Source organism: Caulobacter segnis (assembly GCF_019931575.1).
GTDB lineage: Bacteria > Pseudomonadota > Alphaproteobacteria > Caulobacterales > Caulobacteraceae > Caulobacter > Caulobacter segnis_C.
Genome location: NZ_CP082923.1, coordinates 3,361,500 through 3,378,408, shown reverse-complemented (window position 1 = coordinate 3,378,408; position 16,909 = coordinate 3,361,500). Strand labels below are relative to the sequence as shown.

General features: G+C 71.1%; 16 protein-coding genes. 3 read left to right on the top strand and 13 right to left on the bottom strand.

Translation table 11 applies throughout. From position 1 onward, the window contains the following. Positions 1-70 precede the first annotated feature (70 nt). Positions 71-394 (top strand): hypothetical protein, encoded by a 324-nt coding sequence (locus tag K8940_RS15585; protein WP_223390931.1) that lies wholly within the window; start codon positions 71-73, stop codon positions 392-394. On the opposite strand, the gene K8940_RS15580 is transcribed toward K8940_RS15585, so the two are convergent. From K8940_RS15580 to K8940_RS15570, 3 genes are read right to left on the bottom strand one after another with little or no spacing between them, the layout of a single operon-like run. Next, positions 395-1,843: an efflux transporter outer membrane subunit gene (locus K8940_RS15580; RefSeq protein ID WP_223390930.1), complete on the bottom strand. Its 1,449-nt coding sequence runs from the start codon at positions 1,841-1,843 to the stop codon at positions 395-397. Then, entirely contained in the window at positions 1,827-3,365 is a 1,539-nt protein-coding gene (locus tag K8940_RS15575; protein ID WP_223390929.1) for a DHA2 family efflux MFS transporter permease subunit, read from the bottom strand. Before K8940_RS15575 ends, K8940_RS15580 begins: the two co-directional genes overlap by 17 nt. Beyond that, positions 3,362-4,441, bottom strand: a complete 1,080-nt coding sequence (locus K8940_RS15570) for an HlyD family secretion protein (RefSeq protein ID WP_223390928.1) — start codon at positions 4,439-4,441, stop codon at positions 3,362-3,364. Before K8940_RS15570 ends, K8940_RS15575 begins: the two co-directional genes overlap by 4 nt. Before the next feature lie 121 nt (positions 4,442-4,562). Between K8940_RS15570 and K8940_RS15565 the strand changes: the two genes are divergently transcribed. Beyond that, positions 4,563-5,507: a LysR family transcriptional regulator gene (locus K8940_RS15565; protein WP_223390927.1), complete on the top strand. Its 945-nt coding sequence runs from the start codon at positions 4,563-4,565 to the stop codon at positions 5,505-5,507. Positions 5,508-5,617: 110 nt separating this feature from the next. Then, positions 5,618-6,346 carry a response regulator transcription factor gene (locus K8940_RS15560; protein WP_223390926.1) on the top strand — a complete coding sequence of 243 codons (729 nt, stop codon included), beginning with the start codon at positions 5,618-5,620 and terminating at the stop codon, positions 6,344-6,346. Here the strand turns inward: K8940_RS15560 and K8940_RS15555 are convergent. From K8940_RS15555 to K8940_RS15510, 10 genes are all read right to left on the bottom strand, one after another. After that, positions 6,343-8,382, bottom strand: coding sequence for a sensor histidine kinase (locus K8940_RS15555; RefSeq protein ID WP_223390925.1), 2,040 nt, complete (start codon positions 8,380-8,382; stop codon positions 6,343-6,345). The genes K8940_RS15560 and K8940_RS15555 overlap by 4 nt on opposite strands. Then, positions 8,379-9,104 (bottom strand): response regulator, encoded by a 726-nt coding sequence (locus K8940_RS15550; protein WP_223390924.1) that lies wholly within the window; start codon positions 9,102-9,104, stop codon positions 8,379-8,381. Before K8940_RS15550 ends, K8940_RS15555 begins: the two co-directional genes overlap by 4 nt. 128 nt (positions 9,105-9,232) lie before the next feature. Further along, a complete protein-coding gene (gene virB11, locus K8940_RS15545) occupies positions 9,233-10,207 on the bottom strand; it encodes a P-type DNA transfer ATPase VirB11 (protein ID WP_223390923.1) in 975 nt (324 codons plus the stop codon). Beyond that, positions 10,207-11,277: a TrbI/VirB10 family protein gene (locus K8940_RS15540; RefSeq protein ID WP_223390920.1), complete on the bottom strand. Its 1,071-nt coding sequence runs from the start codon at positions 11,275-11,277 to the stop codon at positions 10,207-10,209. Before K8940_RS15540 ends, virB11 begins: the two co-directional genes overlap by 1 nt. After that, the gene (locus K8940_RS15535) at positions 11,274-12,092 is read right to left on the bottom strand and encodes a TrbG/VirB9 family P-type conjugative transfer protein (protein WP_223390919.1); all 819 of its coding nucleotides are present in this window, start codon (positions 12,090-12,092) and stop codon (positions 11,274-11,276) included. The genes K8940_RS15540 and K8940_RS15535 overlap by 4 nt, the downstream gene beginning before the upstream one ends. After that, positions 12,089-13,243, bottom strand: coding sequence for a type IV secretion system protein (locus K8940_RS15530; RefSeq protein WP_223390918.1), 1,155 nt, complete (start codon positions 13,241-13,243; stop codon positions 12,089-12,091). The genes K8940_RS15535 and K8940_RS15530 overlap by 4 nt, the downstream gene beginning before the upstream one ends. Then, a complete protein-coding gene (locus K8940_RS15525; protein ID WP_223390917.1) occupies positions 13,240-15,651 on the bottom strand; it encodes a VirB4 family type IV secretion/conjugal transfer ATPase in 2,412 nt (803 codons plus the stop codon). Before K8940_RS15525 ends, K8940_RS15530 begins: the two co-directional genes overlap by 4 nt. 11 nt (positions 15,652-15,662) lie before the next feature. Further along, entirely contained in the window at positions 15,663-15,947 is a 285-nt protein-coding gene (locus K8940_RS15520) for a type IV secretion system protein VirB3 (RefSeq protein WP_223390916.1), read from the bottom strand. Between the two features lie 4 nt (positions 15,948-15,951). Continuing rightward, positions 15,952-16,179, bottom strand: coding sequence for a TrbC/VirB2 family protein (locus K8940_RS15515; protein WP_223390915.1), 228 nt, complete (start codon positions 16,177-16,179; stop codon positions 15,952-15,954). Then, positions 16,176-16,745 (bottom strand): lytic transglycosylase domain-containing protein, encoded by a 570-nt coding sequence (locus K8940_RS15510; protein WP_223390914.1) that lies wholly within the window; start codon positions 16,743-16,745, stop codon positions 16,176-16,178. Before K8940_RS15510 ends, K8940_RS15515 begins: the two co-directional genes overlap by 4 nt. Positions 16,746-16,909 lie beyond the last annotated feature (164 nt).

The following is a 16,909-nucleotide window of genomic DNA, read 5'->3' as shown; positions in this document are numbered from 1 at the left end:
GCACAAATCAAGGCCTTGCGATCTTGGCGCGACGCGTGTTGACCTCCCTCCCAGGAATCAGGGGGTAATGATGTCTGACAAGTTGGCGCCCGCGAGCGTTGAGACGGTGCTGAAGGCGATCTCCGCGGAGATGTCGTTCGCGGCCGTGGCGTGCGGACATCTGGACGTGGCGCTGGGCAAGATCCTCGAGGTCGTGCCGGACGAGCATCGTCTGTCGGTCATGCAGGAACTGCACACGGTCGACTTGCTGGCCCAGCACATCACGGCCCTGACGGACTTCACCGGCAACCTGTCGCAGCAGCACGGCCAGGGCGTGCTCGAGGTCAACGACTCGCTGGCCGCCATCACGCTGGGCGATGTCGCCGCCCGCCTGCGCGCCTCGATCGTCGAGTAGCTAGACGCCCGTCCGCCAGTCGGCGCCGGTCGCCGCGAACAGGCGGATGGCGTCGACCAGGCGCTGACCCTCGGCCCGGGCTCGGGCCGAGCGTGCGCTGTTGAGCGTGCGCTGGGCGTCGATCACCTCCAGCATCGTGCCGCCGCCCTTATCGAAGGCCACCTTGGCCAGGCGCAGCCGCTCGGTCGCCTGCTGCTCGGTGCGGCCGTGGGCGGCCAGGGCCGTCTCGTCGGTCGACAGGGCCGAGAGGGCGTCGGCGACCTGGCCGAACGCGGTCAGCACTGTCTGCTGGTAGCGGGCCGAGGCCGCGCGGGCCGCCTCGCGCGCCTGCTGCCGACGGGCCTTCAGAGCGCCGCCGTCGAACAGCGGGGCGGTCAGGCCCGCGCCGACGTCCCAGCCGCTGGCGTCGTACGAGAAGAGGTCGCCAGGCTTCAGCGACCCCTGGGTCAGGGATGCGGAGAGCTTGATGTTCGGATAGAGGTCGGCGGTCGCCACGCCGATGTCGGCGGTGGCGGCGTGCAGCTCGGCCTCGGCGGCCAGGATGTCCGGCCGCTGGCGGACCAGCCGCGAGGGCAGGGCGACCGGGACCGGGGCGCTCAGGGCCATGGACCGGAGATCGAAGGCCGGGGCGATCCAGTCCGCCGGGGCCTTGCCGACCAGGACAGCCAGGGCGTGGCGCGCGGCGGCCAGTACGCCTTGCAGGGCCGGCAACAACGCGCGGTCCTCTTCCAGCTGGCTGGCGGCGGCGACCTTGGCCAGGTTGGTCGAGCCGCCCAGGGCGTTGGCCTTGTGGACCAGCTCGATATTGGCCTCGTCGTCGGCGATCATCCGCTCGACGCTGGCGATCTGCGCTCGCAGGGTCGCGATGGTCGCCGCCTGTAGCGCGACATTGGCGGTCAGGCTCAGATAGGCCGCCTCGGCCCGACGACCTTGCGCCTCGGCCCGCGCCGTCGCGCCCTCGATGCGCCGCTTGTTGCCGCCCCACAGGTCGAGGTCGTAGCTGACCGCCCCGCCGATCGAATAGAGGCTGAAGGTCGGGTTGCTGAGCTTGATGTCGCCAAAGCCCGTGAAGCCGAAGGCCTGCAGGTTGGCGCGCTCGCGGGCGATCCCGGCGTTACCGGTGACCTGAGGGCCGGCGACGCCGCGCGCCTGGGCCAGGGCCGAGGAGGCCTGAGCCAGGGTGGCGTCGGCCTCGGCCAGGGTCGGGCTGTCCTTCAGCGCCTGCCGGATCGTCGCGTCCAGCTCGGGCGAGTTCAGCGCCGTCCACCACGGGCCGGCGTTGGCCGCGTCGGCGTCGAGGCGCGCGGCGGCCGGGGCGGTCTCGCCCGCGCCCAGCGTCGAGGCGGTCGCCGGCGCGTCGGGCGCCTTGAAGTCCGGACCCACGGTGGCGCAGGCGGTCAGGCTGGAGGCCGCCAGCAGGGCGGTCAGGAGTCTAGTGGTCGGAGACATTGGCGGCCTTCGCCCCGGGCTTGGGGGTACGCATGAGAAGGATGAGCGGCGCGCAGGCGATGGTGATCACCAGCATCAGCCGGAAGTCGTCGAGATAGGACAGCATCGCCGCCTGCCGGCCGATCAGGCCGTTGAAGGCGGCCATGGCCGCCTCGCTCGAGAAGGCGTTCGGCGCGTACGCCTGGTAGAGAGGATTGTCCGGGCGAGCGTGGTCGACCAGCACCGCGTGGTGCTTCTCGATGCCGCTGACGAACAGGGCCTGCATGATCGAGATGCCGGCGGCCGAGCCGATGTTGCGGATCAGGGTGAAGAGGCCCGCGCCCTCGGCCCGGTGCTGGGGCAGCACCTTGGCGAAAGCGATGGTGCTGAGCGGCACGAAGATCAGGCCCGTGCCGACGCCGGACAGGAAGCCCGAGGTGATCAGCAGGGTCGTGTCCATCTCGAGATTGTAGTGGCTCATCTGCCAGAGCGAGAGGGCGCTGATCGAGAGGCCGATGGTCAGCAAGAGCTTGATGTTCATCCGGCCCATCAGCTGGCCGACCGCGAACATGGCGATGAACGAGCCCAGGCCGCGCGGCATGGAGACCAGACCCGTGAAGGCGACCGGATAGCCCAGCAGGGTCTGCATCAGCGGCGGCAGCAGGGCCAGGGTGCTGTACAGCAGGATGCCGATGAAGAAGCCGAACAGGCAGCAGGTGATGAAGTTGCCGTCGGCCAGCAGTTCGCGGGCCACGAAGGGTTTTTCGGCCGTCGCCAGCTGCACGCCGAACACCCAGATGGCGATGATCGCCACGATCAGCTCGACCCAGATCTCGCGCGAGCCGAACCAGTCCTGGCTGGGTCCGCGATCCAGCATAAGCTGGAAGGCGCCGATGGCGATCGCCAGGGCGAGAAAGCCAAGGGTGTCGAACCGGCGCTTCTCGCTGCTCTTCTTCTCGGACAGGAAGACGAAGACGCCGCAGAAGGCCAGGATGCCGATCGGCAGGTTGATGAAGAACACCCACCGCCAGTCGAGATTGTCGGTCAGCCAGCCGCCCAGGCCCGGACCCAGCAGGGGACCCAGCACCGCGCCGGCGCCCCAGACGGCCATGGCCTGGCCGTGACGCTCGGGCGGATTGATGTCCAGCAGCACGGCTTGGGACAGCGGGATCAGCGCGGCGCCGAACAGACCCTGCAGCAGGCGGAACAGGACGATCTCGACCAGGTTCTGGGCCACGCCGCACAGCATCGAGGCGGCGGTGAAGCCGATGATCGAGACGATCAGCACCATCTTGCGGCCCATACGCTCGGTCAGGAAGCCGGTCAGCGGCGTCATGATCGTCGAGGCCACGATGTAGGAGGTCAGCACCCAGGTGATCTGGTCCGCCGACGCCGAGACGCTGCCCTGGATGTGGGGCAGGGCGACATTGGCGATCGTGGTGTCCAGCGAGATCATGATTGTCGCCAGCATCACCGAGATCGTGATCGGGATCCGGTTGGCGACGTCGCGCGCGTGGCCCTCCTGGAGCGCCTTGGGGGTCATCCGTGGCGGCCCGACCGGATGTCCACGGTCGCCTTGGCGCTGAGGCCGGCCGACAGGTTGGCCGGCGGGGGCTGGTCCAGGGTCAGGCGGACGGGCAGGCGCTGGACGACCTTCACCCAGTTGCCGGTGGCGTTCTCGGCCGGCAGCAGGGCGAAGCTGGAGCCTGTGCCGGGGCTGAAGCTGGCCACGTGGGCCTTCAGCGGCTTGTCGTAGGCGTCAACCTTGATCGTCGCGGGCTGGCCGACGCGCATGTGGGCCAGCTGGTCTTCCTTGAAGTTGGCCTCGATCCAGGGCTGGCCCGAGATCAGCCAGAACACCGGCTGCGAGGCGGTGACGCGGGCGCCGACCTGCAGCTGTTCGACCTTGGCCACCACGCCGTCGGCAGGGGCGGCCACGGCGGAATAGGAGCGGTCCAACTTTGCGCGTTCCAGCTTGGCGGCGGCTTCCAGCACGGCGGGCTGGCGCTCGGTGGCGGCGTTGGCGTCGCCGCCCAGGTCGGCCAGCGCGGTCACCACCTGCTGCTTGACCACCGCGATCTGGCGCTGGGCCTGGTCGGCGGCGTGACGGGCCTCGTCGGCCTGCGCCTTGGTGGCGACGCCGGCGGCGGCCAGGTCGCGCTGGCGCGCGGCCTCGCGCTGGGCGTAGGCGGCCGTCTCCTGGATGGCGGCCAGGTCGGCCAGGCGCTGGGCGTAGACGGCGCGCTTGCCTTGGACGTCGAAGCGGGCCTGGGCGAGGGCGGCCTCGGCCTCGGACACCGCGACCTGGTAGTCGGCCGGATCCAGGCGGAACAGCACCTGACCCTTCTTCACAATCTGGTTCTCGCGGACGTCGATCTCGACGACGCGGCCGTCGATGCTGGTGCTGATCGCCGTGCGGCTGGTCTGGACGTAGGCGTTGTCGGTGGTCTCGGACTTGCCGCCGGTCAGCACGACGAAGCCGACACCCGCCAGGATCACCAGCGGGACCCCGACCATCAGCGGCCAGCGCAGCCGCTGACCCAGCGTCCTGGTCCGCCGCCGATTGGCCGCGTTCAGTTCGGCCTCGGCGATGGCGTCGTAACCTTCAGCGTCGCTCACGCGCTGCTCCACGTCTCGATAGGTTTTGGGGAATCCTCGAGGTTCGTTCGGTGCGCGAACCTTGGCCGGCGAAATAGGACTCCGCCTGTCATGAGGGAAATGATATCTCTTCACGACAGCCATGAACGCCGTGAATTTCAGAACCGCCGACCTCAACCTCTTCAGGGTGTTCGTCACCCTGCTGGAAGAGAAGAACGCCACGCGCGCCGGCGAGCGCCTGGGCTTGTCCCAGTCGGCGGTCAGCCACGCCCTGCGCCGTCTGCGCGAGATGGTGGGCGACGACCTCTTCATCCGCGGCCAGACGGGCTTGCGCCCGACGCCGCGCGCCCTCGAGATCGCCGACACCGCCCGCACGGCCCTGAAGCTGTTGGAGACCGCCGTCTCGGCCCAGAAGTTCGATCCGAGCACGGATCACCACGTCTTCAACATCGCGGCCGGCACCTATATCTCGTATGTGCTGGGCCCGCTGATCGCCGAGCGGGTGCTGACCGCCGCGCCGAACGTCCAGATCCATTTTCGCAGCCTCTATGCCGGCATGACCGAGGATCTCGACACCGGCAGCCTGGACATGGTGATCGGCTGCTTCGAGGCGATCCCGGGCCGGTTCACCCACACCCAGCTCTTCGAGGAGACGGGGGTCTGGGTGCTGCGACGGGATCACCCGGCAGTGGCGGCGGGTCTCGACCACGAGACCCTGGCTGGCTTGCCGCGCCTGGGCGTGACCGGCGGCAACGACGACCCCGACCGCACCTCGGCCGGCCATCTGGGCCTGCGGCGAGTCACCTCGTGGGGCGAGCGCTACGCTCTGGGCGACAACCCGTACCAGCCGTTCTCGGTCCAGGACTCGTTTAGCGCCCTGAACATGATCAGCCGCTCGGACATGGTCTGCATCCTGCCGCGCCGCCTGGCCCAGATGGCCGCCGAGCGCGGCAAGGTGGCGATGGTCGAACCGCCGAACGCTCCGACGCCGACCCCCTTCGGCGCGGTGTTACGGGCGACCGACGGCGCGGATTCGCCGAACGGTTGGCTGCTGAAGCTGTGCCTGGAAGCCGCCTCGGCCCTGTAGGTCGCCGCAATCGCGCCGCAATCGGCGCCCTGGCAATACAAAGGGTCTCTCTTTTCGCCCTCGACGCTGGCTAAGCCGAACCGATCCGAAAAGTAGCGGGCGTTTCGATCGTGCGGCACAGGATCCTTCTTCTCGACTCCGATCGAGACGCGCTGTCGACGCTCGGCGGCTTTCTGACGTCTCATGGCTATGAGGTGTTCGAGGCGTCGTCGTCGCGCGAGATGGATGACGTCCTGGGCAAGACCGAGGTCGACGCCGTCGTGCTGGACTTGATGCGGCCGGGAGAGCCGGGCCTGACCATCTGCGGCCGCCTGCGCGAACGCGCTTTGGCCCCGGGCGTCATCGTGCTCAGCGCCGCGGCCGAGGAGGCCGACATCGTGGTCGGGCTCGAGATCGGCGCCGACGACTACGTGACCAAGCCCTATCGCGCCCGGGAACTGCTGGCGCGCCTGCGGGCGGTGCTGCGCCGTCGCCAGGAGACGGTCCACCTGACCAGCGCGCACGACCGCTCGGAGAGCTATCGCTTCGACGGGTGGCGGCTGAACACCGCGACCCACCAACTGTTCGATCCGCGCGACCGGGCTGTCGACCTTTCGCCGACGGAGTTCAAGCTGCTGCGGGTCCTGGTGTCCAAGGCCCAGGAGGTCGTGGCCCGCCGCGACCTGGCGCCGGCGGAGACGGGCGAGGAAGCGCGGGCGCGCGACTTCCAGATCAATGTCGCGATGAGCCGCCTGCGACGGAAGCTGTCCCGCGCCGAGGGCGGGGCCAGGCTGATCCGGACCGTCCGCCACGCGGGCTATCTGTTCACCGTCCCCGTGGAGCGCGTTCCGGCGCCTTAGGCGGCGACGGCCCTCGGAGGCGCGGTGCGCGCCTGCGGCAGCCGCAGTTCGGCGATCAGGCCAGCGTCGGCCGGGCGCAGGCGCAGGTCGCCGCCATGGGCCCGGATCGTCGAGCGCGAGACCGAGAGGCCAAGGCCTACTCCGGACTTGCCCGAGGCGCGGGCCGCCTCGCTGCGATAGAACGGCTGGAAGACCCGCTCCAGGTCGTCGGGCGACAGGCCCGGACCCTTGTCGGCGACCTCGATGAAGGCCTCGCCGTCGCGGACGTCCAGGCTGACGGTCGCCTGGTCGCCGTACTTGAGGGCGTTGTCGATCAGGTTCTCGACCACCCGCTGCACGCCGACCACGTCGATCTCGGCCAGCACGGCCGGGCCGGGCTCCAGCTTGGCGGGCCCCTGGGCGTCGTCGACCACCACCTCGAGCAGCGAGCGCAGGTCGACGATCTGGCGGGCCGCCACATGGGTCTCGTCGCGCATGAAGGCCAGGACCGAGGCGATCATTTCCTCCATCTGGTCCATGTCGCGGCCGATGGCCGAACGCAGGGCCGGTGAAGCGCGCTCCAGCTTGAAGCGCATGCGGGTCAGGGGCGTGCGCAGGTCGTGCGAGATGGCGCGGATCATGCCGGTGCGATCGTCGACATAGCGCTTCAGTCGCCGCTGCATCAGGTTGAAGGCGTCGGCGGCCTTGCCGATCTCGGCCGGGCCCGACAGGGGCGGCAGGTCGGCGGACGGTTCGCGGCCCAGGCGGTCGGCCGACTCGGCGAAGACCTTCAGCGGCGCGGCCAATCGCCAGGCGACGTAGAAGGCCACCGGCGCGATCAGGGCCACCGACAGGCCGAACCACAGCAGCACGCGGCGTTGCCAGCTGTTGGGGAAGCCTTCCGGCTGCGGGCGCACGGTGGCCCAGCGGCCGTCAGCGACCCGCATGGCCGCGACGAACTCGCCCTCGACATAGGGGGCGCGACCCAGGCGGAATCCGTTGGTGACGCTGGGCGGCGGCAAGGTGCGCTCGGCCACGGCGGGCGAGGCGACCTCGGCCACGCGGGTCGGCGGAATGCGGGCGATCGTGGTCTCGGTGGCGGGCCGGGCCGGCTCGATCCGCTCGGGCGTGGAGACGGGCGGCGCGGCCGCGGGCGCGACGACGACAGGGGCGGGCGCCGGCGGGGCGACGGTGGTGGTAGGCGCGCGCGCGGGCGTCTCGCTGGTCGCGGTGGTCGTGAAGACGAAGCGCGTCGTGGGCCGGGCGAAAACGGCCGCGTCCAGCGGCGAGCGGATGATCGGGCCGCGCGCGGGTCCGTTCAGGGCGTCGGGCGCGCCGGACACCCGACCGGGCATGGCCTGGCCGATCGCCGGCCCCATAGCCGGCGTTGCGCCGCTCGGCCCCCAGATCGCCGACGCGCCGGACGGCGAGGCCGCGCCGCCGGGGAACGGGAAGGCGCCCGACGAGCGATCGGGGCGGGACTGCTGCATGGAGGGGCGCGGGAAGCGCTGCGCGGACGGGAAAGCGCCGCCGGGCTGACCCATGGCGCCGGGGCGGACGACGGGAACGCCGCCCGGGCCGCGGGGGAACATCACCATGGGCGGCGGACCGCCCGGGCCAGCGGCGGGGCCGGCCTGCCCGACCTGCACCACGCCCGACATGAAGCGCGAGCGGACCGCCTCGGCGTGGACGGGAGGCGGCATCGGCGCGCCGGCCAGCGGCGGCGGGGCGTAGAACAGCAGGCGCACGTCGGTCTCGGCCACGCCGATCAGCCTGGCCAGGTCGCGGGTGGCGGGCGGCGAGACCACCCAGCCGGGGCTTTGCAGGCTGGGCGCGGTGTCCTCGAAGGTCAGGACCAGCGGACGGTCGCGATCGTCCGGCGTGTCGCCGCCGCGCAGGGCCGCGCCGATGTCCGAGAGACTGTACTGCTGAGGCGGGGCCGGCGGGAAGAACACCGTCAGGACCAGGGTCACCACCTGGGCGGCGGCCAGGGCGCCGACCACGATGGCCAGGATGCGGGCCCACAAGGGCGGACTGAAGCGTCTGCGCCAGGTCATTCGCCGATCACTCCCGCGTCCAGCATATAGCCGACGCCGCGATAGGTGCGGATCAGTTCGCGCTCGGTCTGGTCCTGGATCTTGCGACGCAGACGGCTGATGTGCAGGTCGACCGCGCGACCCATCTCGTCCGCCTCGTCCGAGCGGAGCAGGGCGATCAGGTCCTCGCGCGGCACCACCTGGCGGGCGCGATCCAGCAGGGCGCCCAGGATCGCCAGCTCGCTGCGGGTCAGCAGCAGGATGGCCCCGTTCGGCGCCCGCAGCTGGCGGGCCGCCAGGTCCAGACGGAAGTCGGCGAACAGATAGATGCTGGTCTTGCGCACCGCCATGCCGGCGGGGCGACGGCGCAGCAGCGCCTTCACGCGGGCCAGCAGCTCGCGCGGCATGATCGGCTTGACCACGTAGTCGTCGGCGCCGAGCTCCAGGCCCAGGATCCGGTCGATGGGATCGCCCTGGGCCGTCAGCATCAGGATGGCGGGGCCGTCGCCCCCGGCCAGGGTCCGGCACAGGGAAAGGCCGTCCTCGCCCGGCAGGTTCACGTCCAGCACCGCCACCTGGATGGCGCGCTCGGCCAGGATCCGCCGCGCGGTCGGCACGTCGCCCGCCTCGTGCACGACGTGGCCGTTCTCGCTGAGATAGGCGGTCATTTCGCGCCTCAGCTCGAGGTCGTCCTCGACCAGCAATATTTCGGCGACGGGAGACGTTTCGGTCTTCGGACTCATGGCGCCGACAGTAAACCACGAGCGTGAGCGCGGGGTCACATCGTTTCCGGTTCGAAGCGGGACCGAACGTCGCGCCCGCTCCGTCGGCGGGCTTCGCGGCGATGGCGCCCGATGTGTCGTCGCAACGCTCATGGGCGCAGCAGCCTCAGGTCGACGATGCGGCGCTCGCCCCCGACTCGGTCCAGCTGCACCACCACGTCGGCGACCGAGCGGACATAGGCCAGGATCTCCGCCCTGGGGAGCGCCAGGCCGCCCTGCATCACCATCAGGGCGATCTGTTCCAGCGCGCCCTCGGGCGTGTTGGCGTGGACGGTGGTGAACGAGCCCGGATGCCCGGTATTGATGGCCCGCAGGAAGGTGACGGCCTCGCCGCCCCGAATCTCGCCGACGATGATCCGGTCAGGGCGCAGGCGCAGGGCCGCCTGCAGCAGATCATCGACGCCCACCCGCGCCTCGCCCAGTTCGCCCTTCACGGCGGTCAGGCCAAGCGCGTTGGGCTGGCGGACGGCGATCTCGGGCGTGTCCTCGACCAGCACGATCCGCTCGTGCGCCGGGACGATCTTCAGCAGGCTGTTGAGGAAGGTGGTCTTGCCCGACGAGGTGCCGCCCGAGACCAGCACCGTCTTTCGCGCCGCCACGGCCCGCTTGAGGAAACCGATAGGATCACGCCTGGCCTCGGTCTCGTCGTCCGCCGTCTCGGCCTGGGGGGGCGAGGCGGGCAGGGGACCTCGGTCATAGGCTTCCAGCGCCAGGTCGGTGGTCAGGTGGCGGCGGATGGCCATCGCCCAAGAGCGCGCCGCCGGTGGGCCGACCATCTGCACCCGCTCGCCCGTGGGCAGCGTCGCGGCCAGCAGAGGGCTCTGGCGGTTGACGGCCTGATGTCCGGCGCGGGCGATCTGGGCGGCCAGCCGGCCCATCAGGTCGTCGGTGACCTCGGGCGCGTCGAAGCGCTGCATCAGCGGCTGGCCCGCCGTCTCGATCCACACCTCGCCGGGCCGATTGACCAGCACCTCGCTGACGTCGTCACGTTCCAGCCAGCGCGCGAACGGCCGCAGGTAGCTGCGCAGATAGACGCCTTCGAAGAGGATGGGCTCGGCCTGCATCAGCGGCGCTCGAACACCAGGTCGCGGGCGGCGAACACCTGGACAGGCGTTCCCAGCGGCACGCGGATCGTCGGGGCGATGCGAGCGTCGCTCTGCAGGGCCTGGCTCGCCGCGCCGGTGGCGTCCGAGCCGGAATTGATGACCAGGGCCGTCGAGCTTCCGCCGATCAGGGCGCTGGGCAGGGCGCTGACCACGGACAGCAGCATCGCCCCGCCGAAGCGCTGCAGGAAATGGCGATCGACCTTGCCGCCCAGGCCAGTCTGGCCGCTCTCGTCCATGACCGGCGAGCCCAGGGCGATCGAGACCCCGTCGGGCCGGATCAGGCGGGTCCAGACCACGAAGGCGCGGCTTTGACCCGAGGCGAGGCCGCTCTTGTACTGGCCGATCAGGCGGCTGCCGCGCGGGATGACGACGCCGGACCCGTCGAAGCCGCGCACGTCGCGGCTGACGATGGCGCGGGCGTAGCCGGGCAGGTCGGAATTCAGCGCCGTCTCCAGCACGGCTGGGATCATCGTGCCCTGGACCACGGTGCGGGCCGGGTCGCCCAGGCTCTCGCTGCGCGCCGGACCGCCGTCGCCGCCGACACGGAGCGAGAACTGCTCGTCGGCCGACAGGGCGGCGTTGGGCTTGGCCTCGTTGGCCGAGGCGGGCTTGGCGGGGCCGAGGGAGGCCAGGCCGTCGGTGTTGTCGATGATCAGCGGCTGGGCGCGGGACTGGTTCGGATCGACGACATTGGCCGGCGTCCCTGCGGCCGCCGGTTGGGCGGATGGCGACGGCGCGGCTATTGCGCGGATAGCCTGGGCTACGGCCGGGGGCATGGGCTGGGTCGCCGCTGAAGTCTCGATCGGCGGCGAGGACGCGGTCTTGCCCGCCGAGTGTCCGGACATCGTCGCCAGGGTCAGGGCGCCCAGCGCGAGGGCCCCGGCGCCGCCGGCCAGCATGCCGACATCCACGCCGCCCTGAACCTTGCCGACCTGCGGCGCGGCGCGGCGCGAGGCGTCCGCCAGTTCCTCTGGCGTGAGATCCCGGCGCGGGTCACGGGCCTCGCGGCCCAGGCTCAGCGTGCTCATCGGGCGGTCCTCCGGCGGCCGAACAGGTCGCGATGGGTGGTCTCGGCCACCGCTTCGGGACGCGGCTGGGGCGAGCCGGCGTCCAAGCTGGGGGTCTGGTAGGCGTCGTTGTAGAGCACGGCCACGGCGTTGCCCCGGCGCAGCACGTAGGCTGGCGCGACCTGGGCCACGACCAGGTAGTCGCCCTGGCTGGTGAAGCTGACCGGCGTCTCGGACTTGTCGGACGCCAGGGCGAACACGGCCGGCGTGGCGGCGCCCTCGCTCCAGCGGAAGAAGGTCGCCCGGCCGTTGTCGAACACCCGCTGGGGGATGTTCTCGCGCGCGCCGCTGAAGGTGTAGGCGGCGTTGCGCTGCTCGGGCGGCGGGACGACGGGCTCGGGCGCCGCGGCTGGCGCGGCGTCGGCCGTGACCAGCGGCGGCGCGGCTGGCTCCTCCGGGTAGGTGAAGCGTACGCTGTAGGCCACGCGGCCTTGACGGCAGGCGGCCGTGTCGCGCGCCACCAGTTCGAAGGCGTAGCGGCGGCGGTCGGTTGAGACGGTCATGTTCGAGTGCGTGGTCCGGTAGGCCGGCTTCACGAACAGCATGTTGGCCCGCTTGTTTGGCGAAACCAGCCACTGGGCGGCCTCGCCCAGGCCGACGTTCTCGATGCGCTCGTCGGCTCCGAACTCGACCATGGTCTGGAAGCCGAAACAGCCTTCCAGCCGTACAATCGTGTCCGGGTCGTAGGCCAGCTTGCGGATGCGGCCGTCGGCCAGGGCTTGGCCGGTCGTGACGGTCAGCAGCGCGGCTGCAGAAAGGGCGAGGGCGGGTCTCATGTTCCGATGGTCCCGGAGAGCGAGCGTCCGGGCGCGGCCGGACGGAAGGTTTGGCCAAGGCCGGCGACGCGGCGCTGGGTGGCCGCGCGCGAGGGCGAGGCGGCGGGGGCGAGGGCCTCGACGGCGACCTCGACGCGGCGGTCGGCGGTCCGCGAGTCCTCGCGCAGCAGCGCCGCCGCCATGCCGCTGACCCGCTGGTCGTTGGCCAGACGGAGGTCGGGCGCAGCGCCCGCGCGATGGGTTTCGCGCTCGACCGAGGGGGTGTGGGCGGTCTCGGTCGAGACCTCCGCCGCGCCGGCGGCGGGCAGGCGCCAGCCGCGGGTCAGGGCGATCGCCGTGCCGGTCAGGGCCAGCAGCAGGCCCGTGTAGATCACCGACACGCCGAACAAGGTCGCGATTGGCCGCATGCGCTCGACGGCGCCGGCCGGATCCTCGGCGATGGCGGCGATGGCGGGCCCCAGCACCGACAGCAGGCCCGAGCCGCCGACCACGATCAGCAGCGGGGTGAAGGCGAAGCCGACGGTCAGCCGCAGCCAGCCCTCGAACAGGCCGCGTGTGCCGGCGAACAGGCCGAAAGCGATGAAGATTGGGCCCAGGGCCAGCAGCGCCGCCAGGATGATCCTGGCGATGACCAGCAGGCCCAGGGTCGACAGCAGGATCAGAAAGGCGCTGGACCAGATCAGGTTCACAGCCATGTCCAGCTTGGGCGAGCGCGGACTGACCGACAGGCTCTGGCCGATCTCGAAGACCGCGCCGAACAGGCGGTCCAGTCGCCCGGCGAAAGCCTGGGTCGCGCCCGACTGCGCGCCCAGCAGGGCCGAGGCGATCTGGTCCGGCCCGCCGGTCAGCAGGCCGTAGACCACCGCGTGATAGGCCGGCCAGGCGGTCGCGAAGGCCAGGATGAAGCCCAGGGCCAGCACGCGCGGGCCCAGGGCCTTCAGCGTCAGGCGGGTGCGGCCGGTGATCAGGCCAAGGGCCAGGATCGCCACATACAGGGTCAGGGCCGTGGTCAGCACCGCGCCCAGCACGCCGTGTGCGCCGAACAGGTGGCCATAACTGGCCGCCACCGCGCCGTTGACCTGGCAGTCCAGCGACTGCAGCGAACTGGCCAAGCTGGCGTTGTCGTCGATCAGCAGGGGCGCGCAGCTCATGACACGCTCCGCAGCCGTGGGGCGGGGGCCTCGGGCTCGACGCCCGGGTAGGCCGCGCCGATCAGGGCCTCCCACCACCGCGCCGGATGCTCGCCCAGTCGCCGGCGCAGGTCGTCCAGCGTCCGCACCTTGGCCTCGCGACCCGAGAGGGCGGTCAGCAGGTCGGGCATGGCCGAGAGGTCAAGGCGCGCCACGACGCTGTGGTTGCCGTGCTTGACCAGGAAGCAGTGGGCGTGGGCCGGCAGGCCCTGGACCAGCGATAGCTCGTGCTCGGTCAGGCCGAAGCCGTCGCAATAGTCGGCGGCCTGGGCCCGGGGATTGGGCATGAAAATCTGGGTGGCGGTCTGCTCGATGATCGCCGTGGCCACCCGACTCTCCAGGGCGTCGCGGGCGCTCTGGGTGCCGAAGCCGACGATGGCGTTGCGCTTGCGCAGCGTCTTCATCCAGTCGCGGATGCGGGCGGCGAAGACCTCGTCGTCCAGGGCCTTCCAGCCCTCGTCGATCAGGATCAGGGTCGGCGTGCCGTCCAGCCGCTCCTCGACGCGGTGGAACAGGTACATCAGGGCCGGGGTGCGCAGGATCGGATCGTCGAGGACCTCGGTCATGTCAAAGCCGAGGGTGGCCTGTGACAGGTCCAGGCGGTCGGCGGCGTTGTCGAACAGCCAGGCGCGGTCGCCTTCGCCGCACCAGGGGGTCAGGCGGGCGGCCAGGTCGCCAGGTTCGGGCCGGCGCAGACCGCCCAGCAGCTCACGGAAATAGCGCAGGCGGCGGTAGGCCGGCTCCTGGTCGTAGTTGGCGTCGACCGCGTCGGCGACGATCTTCTCTTCCTCGGCCGACAAGGTCTGGCCCGGCTTGCAGACCAGGCGCGCGGCCCAGGCGCGGAGGAAGGCGCGGCTGGCGGGGCTGTCGGGCAGTTGCAGCGGGTTGAAGCCGGTCGGCTGGCCGGGGCGCAGCGTGGCGTAGTGGCCGCCGACCCCGCGCAGGAAGATCTCCGCGCCGCGATCCTTGTCGAAGCAGATGGTGCGCGGGGCGAACTTCTGGGCCTGGGCGGCCAGAAAGTTCAGCACCACCGTCTTGCCCGAGCCGGACGGGCCGATGATCGTGAAGTTGCCGAGGTCGCCTTCGTGGAAGTTGAAGAAGTACGGCGTGCCCGAGGTGGTCTCCAGCACGGTCACGGCGGGACCCCAGTGGTTGCCCTCGGCCCGGCCGATCGGGAAGCCATGCAGCGAGGCCAGGCTGGCGAAGGCGCCGGTCGAGATCAGGGCCTTGCGGGCGGCGTAGGCCTCGTTGCCGGGGAGCTGGGCCCAGAAGGTCGGCTCCAGGGCCAGGTCCTCGCGCACCGCGATCGCGCCGACATCGGCCAGGGCGGCGGCGCAGTCGGCGACCGCGCGGTCCAGGGCCTCCAAGCTCTCGGCGCGGACCAGCACGCTGAACTGGTGCTCGCCCAGGCCCGACTTGCCCGAGGCCAGGTCGTCCTTGGCATCGACCAGGCCGCGCTTGAGGCTGGCGCTGTCCTCGTCGGCGGCGCGGAAGCGGCGCAGGGCCAGCGAGACCTGCTCGGTGGCGGTCTGGCGGTCGAGGAAGGCGAAGCCCTCGGCCAGAGTCATCTCGAACGGCAGGCGTAGCAGGGCGTCCAGGATGCCGGGCGTGGCGTACGGCGGGTACGCCTTCAGCGACAGGATAGCGCAGAAGTCCTTGGCCGCCGCCGCGCCTTTGCGCTCGAGGGTCTCGTGGCCGAAGCTGATCCGGCGATAGGGCAGGTGATGGCCGATGTCGCCGGTCGGCGTCAGCACCGGCCGCATCTCGCCATTGTAAAGCGCCGACAGGAACTCCAGCGGTTCCGAGCAGCGGCCGTGGACGGTCTCGTACTCGCCCAGAAGGCGCGGACCGTAGGGCGCCAGCGCCGCCATCAGCGCCTCGCGAGCGCCGTCCAGTTCGCGTAGCTCGCGGGCCTGGGCGGCGGCCTGCGTCTGGGCGGACATGCCCTTGGTGAAGAGGCTCGCCAGCCGCTCGGCCGCGCCGGCCTTGCCCTTGGCGGGGCGGCGCAGGATCGTGACGAACAGGTCATTGACGAACAGCCGTCGTGACTTCAGGCGGTCCTGCCAGCGACGGTCGATCTCGCCGCAGACGGGGTCGTCGAAGCGGCTTTCCAGCCCGGCCTCGACCCGGCGGCGGATGATGTGATGATGGACGACGTAGCGGGAGTCGCCGACGGCTCGCAGGGCGGCGTCGCGCGCGGCCTGCTTGTGGTTCAGGTCGGCGGTGTCGGCGGTCTCGAACGGGAAGCCGGCCAGGTGCAGCACCTGCAGCAGTGCGCCGTCCCGCAGGACCACCGTGTCGCCGCCCATCAGGCTGGCGTAGGGCAGGCGGTCGCCGGCGCGCGGGTCTTGGCGTTGGAACAGGCGCATGGTGGGGGCCTTCAGGGGGCGTAGCTGTTGCAACGCCAGCGCCGCCAGTCGGGCGTGCGCGGGCAGCGGCTGACGCGGGTCAGCCACAGGTCGAAGATCCGGGGCTCGCGCAGGCAGGCCAGGTAGCCGATCGCATGGATCAAGGCGGCCGCGCCCAGGGCCCAGAAGCTGCGCGTGACCAGGAAGGCCTCGGTCGTCACCACCCCGTTGATGATGAAGAACGAGTAGGTCACGCCGCCGAACATCTGCGGCTGGGTCAGGGCCCGGAAGATCGGCGCGCGCGAAAGGGCGGTCATGGCGTCAGCCCGCCGCCTGGATGCCGCCGACGATCGTGGTGGCGCCGAACAGGATGAAGCAGCCCAGGACCACGGTCGCGCCCATGCGCCAGTTGATCCGGCCGGTCAGCATCATGAAGCCGACCATGGCCACGGCGATGACCGCGACGGCGGTGGCGACGTTACCCAGCAGCGTGCCTTGCACCCAGCCCAGGGCGGCGATGATCGGGCCCGAGCCCGCGGGATCCTTCATTGAGCGTGTTCTCCGGTGGTGTTGGCGTCCGCCAGGTCGGCGAGGCGGTCGAGGTTGCGGCCGACATAGGTCCGGGTCTCGGCGTAGGGCGGCACGCCGCCGTATCGCGTCACCGCGCCGGCGCCGGCGTTGTACGCGGCCAGGGCGAGGTCGATCTGGCCGTCGAAGTGGTCGAGCAGGGCGCGCAGGTAGCGCGCCCCGCCCATGATGTTCTGCGCGGGGTTCCAGGGATTGACGCCCAGGTCACGGGCCGTGGCCGGCATCAGCTGCATCAGGCCGATCGCCCCGGCGGCGGAGACCGCGCGCGGGTCGAGGGCGGACTCGGTCCGGGCGACGGCGGCGAGGAAGTCGGGATCCAGGTCGTTCGCGGCGGCGGCGGCCTCGAACTCGGCGCGCCAAGCCGTGGATTTCGAAGAGGCGGTTTCGGCGGGCTTGGCCCAGCCGCCGCCGATCTTCTGGACCGCGCCGTCATCACCAATCTGCAGCACCTGGGCGCGGGCCGCGCCGGCCGACGCCATCGCCAGGGCGGCGAGCGTCGCGATACAGGTCTGGGCGGGCGCTTTCACGTCTCTTGTCTCCGTACCACCCCTTCTGAAGGCGGTGATGCGGAGTAGACGATCCGATTGTGAGAGCAGTCGGGCGCCTTCGTATTGCCTTTGTATCAGCCCGTCTCGGCGCCGATACGAACGCAATACAGTGGAGCCGTACTTAGAACTCAGCGGAAAGGCAC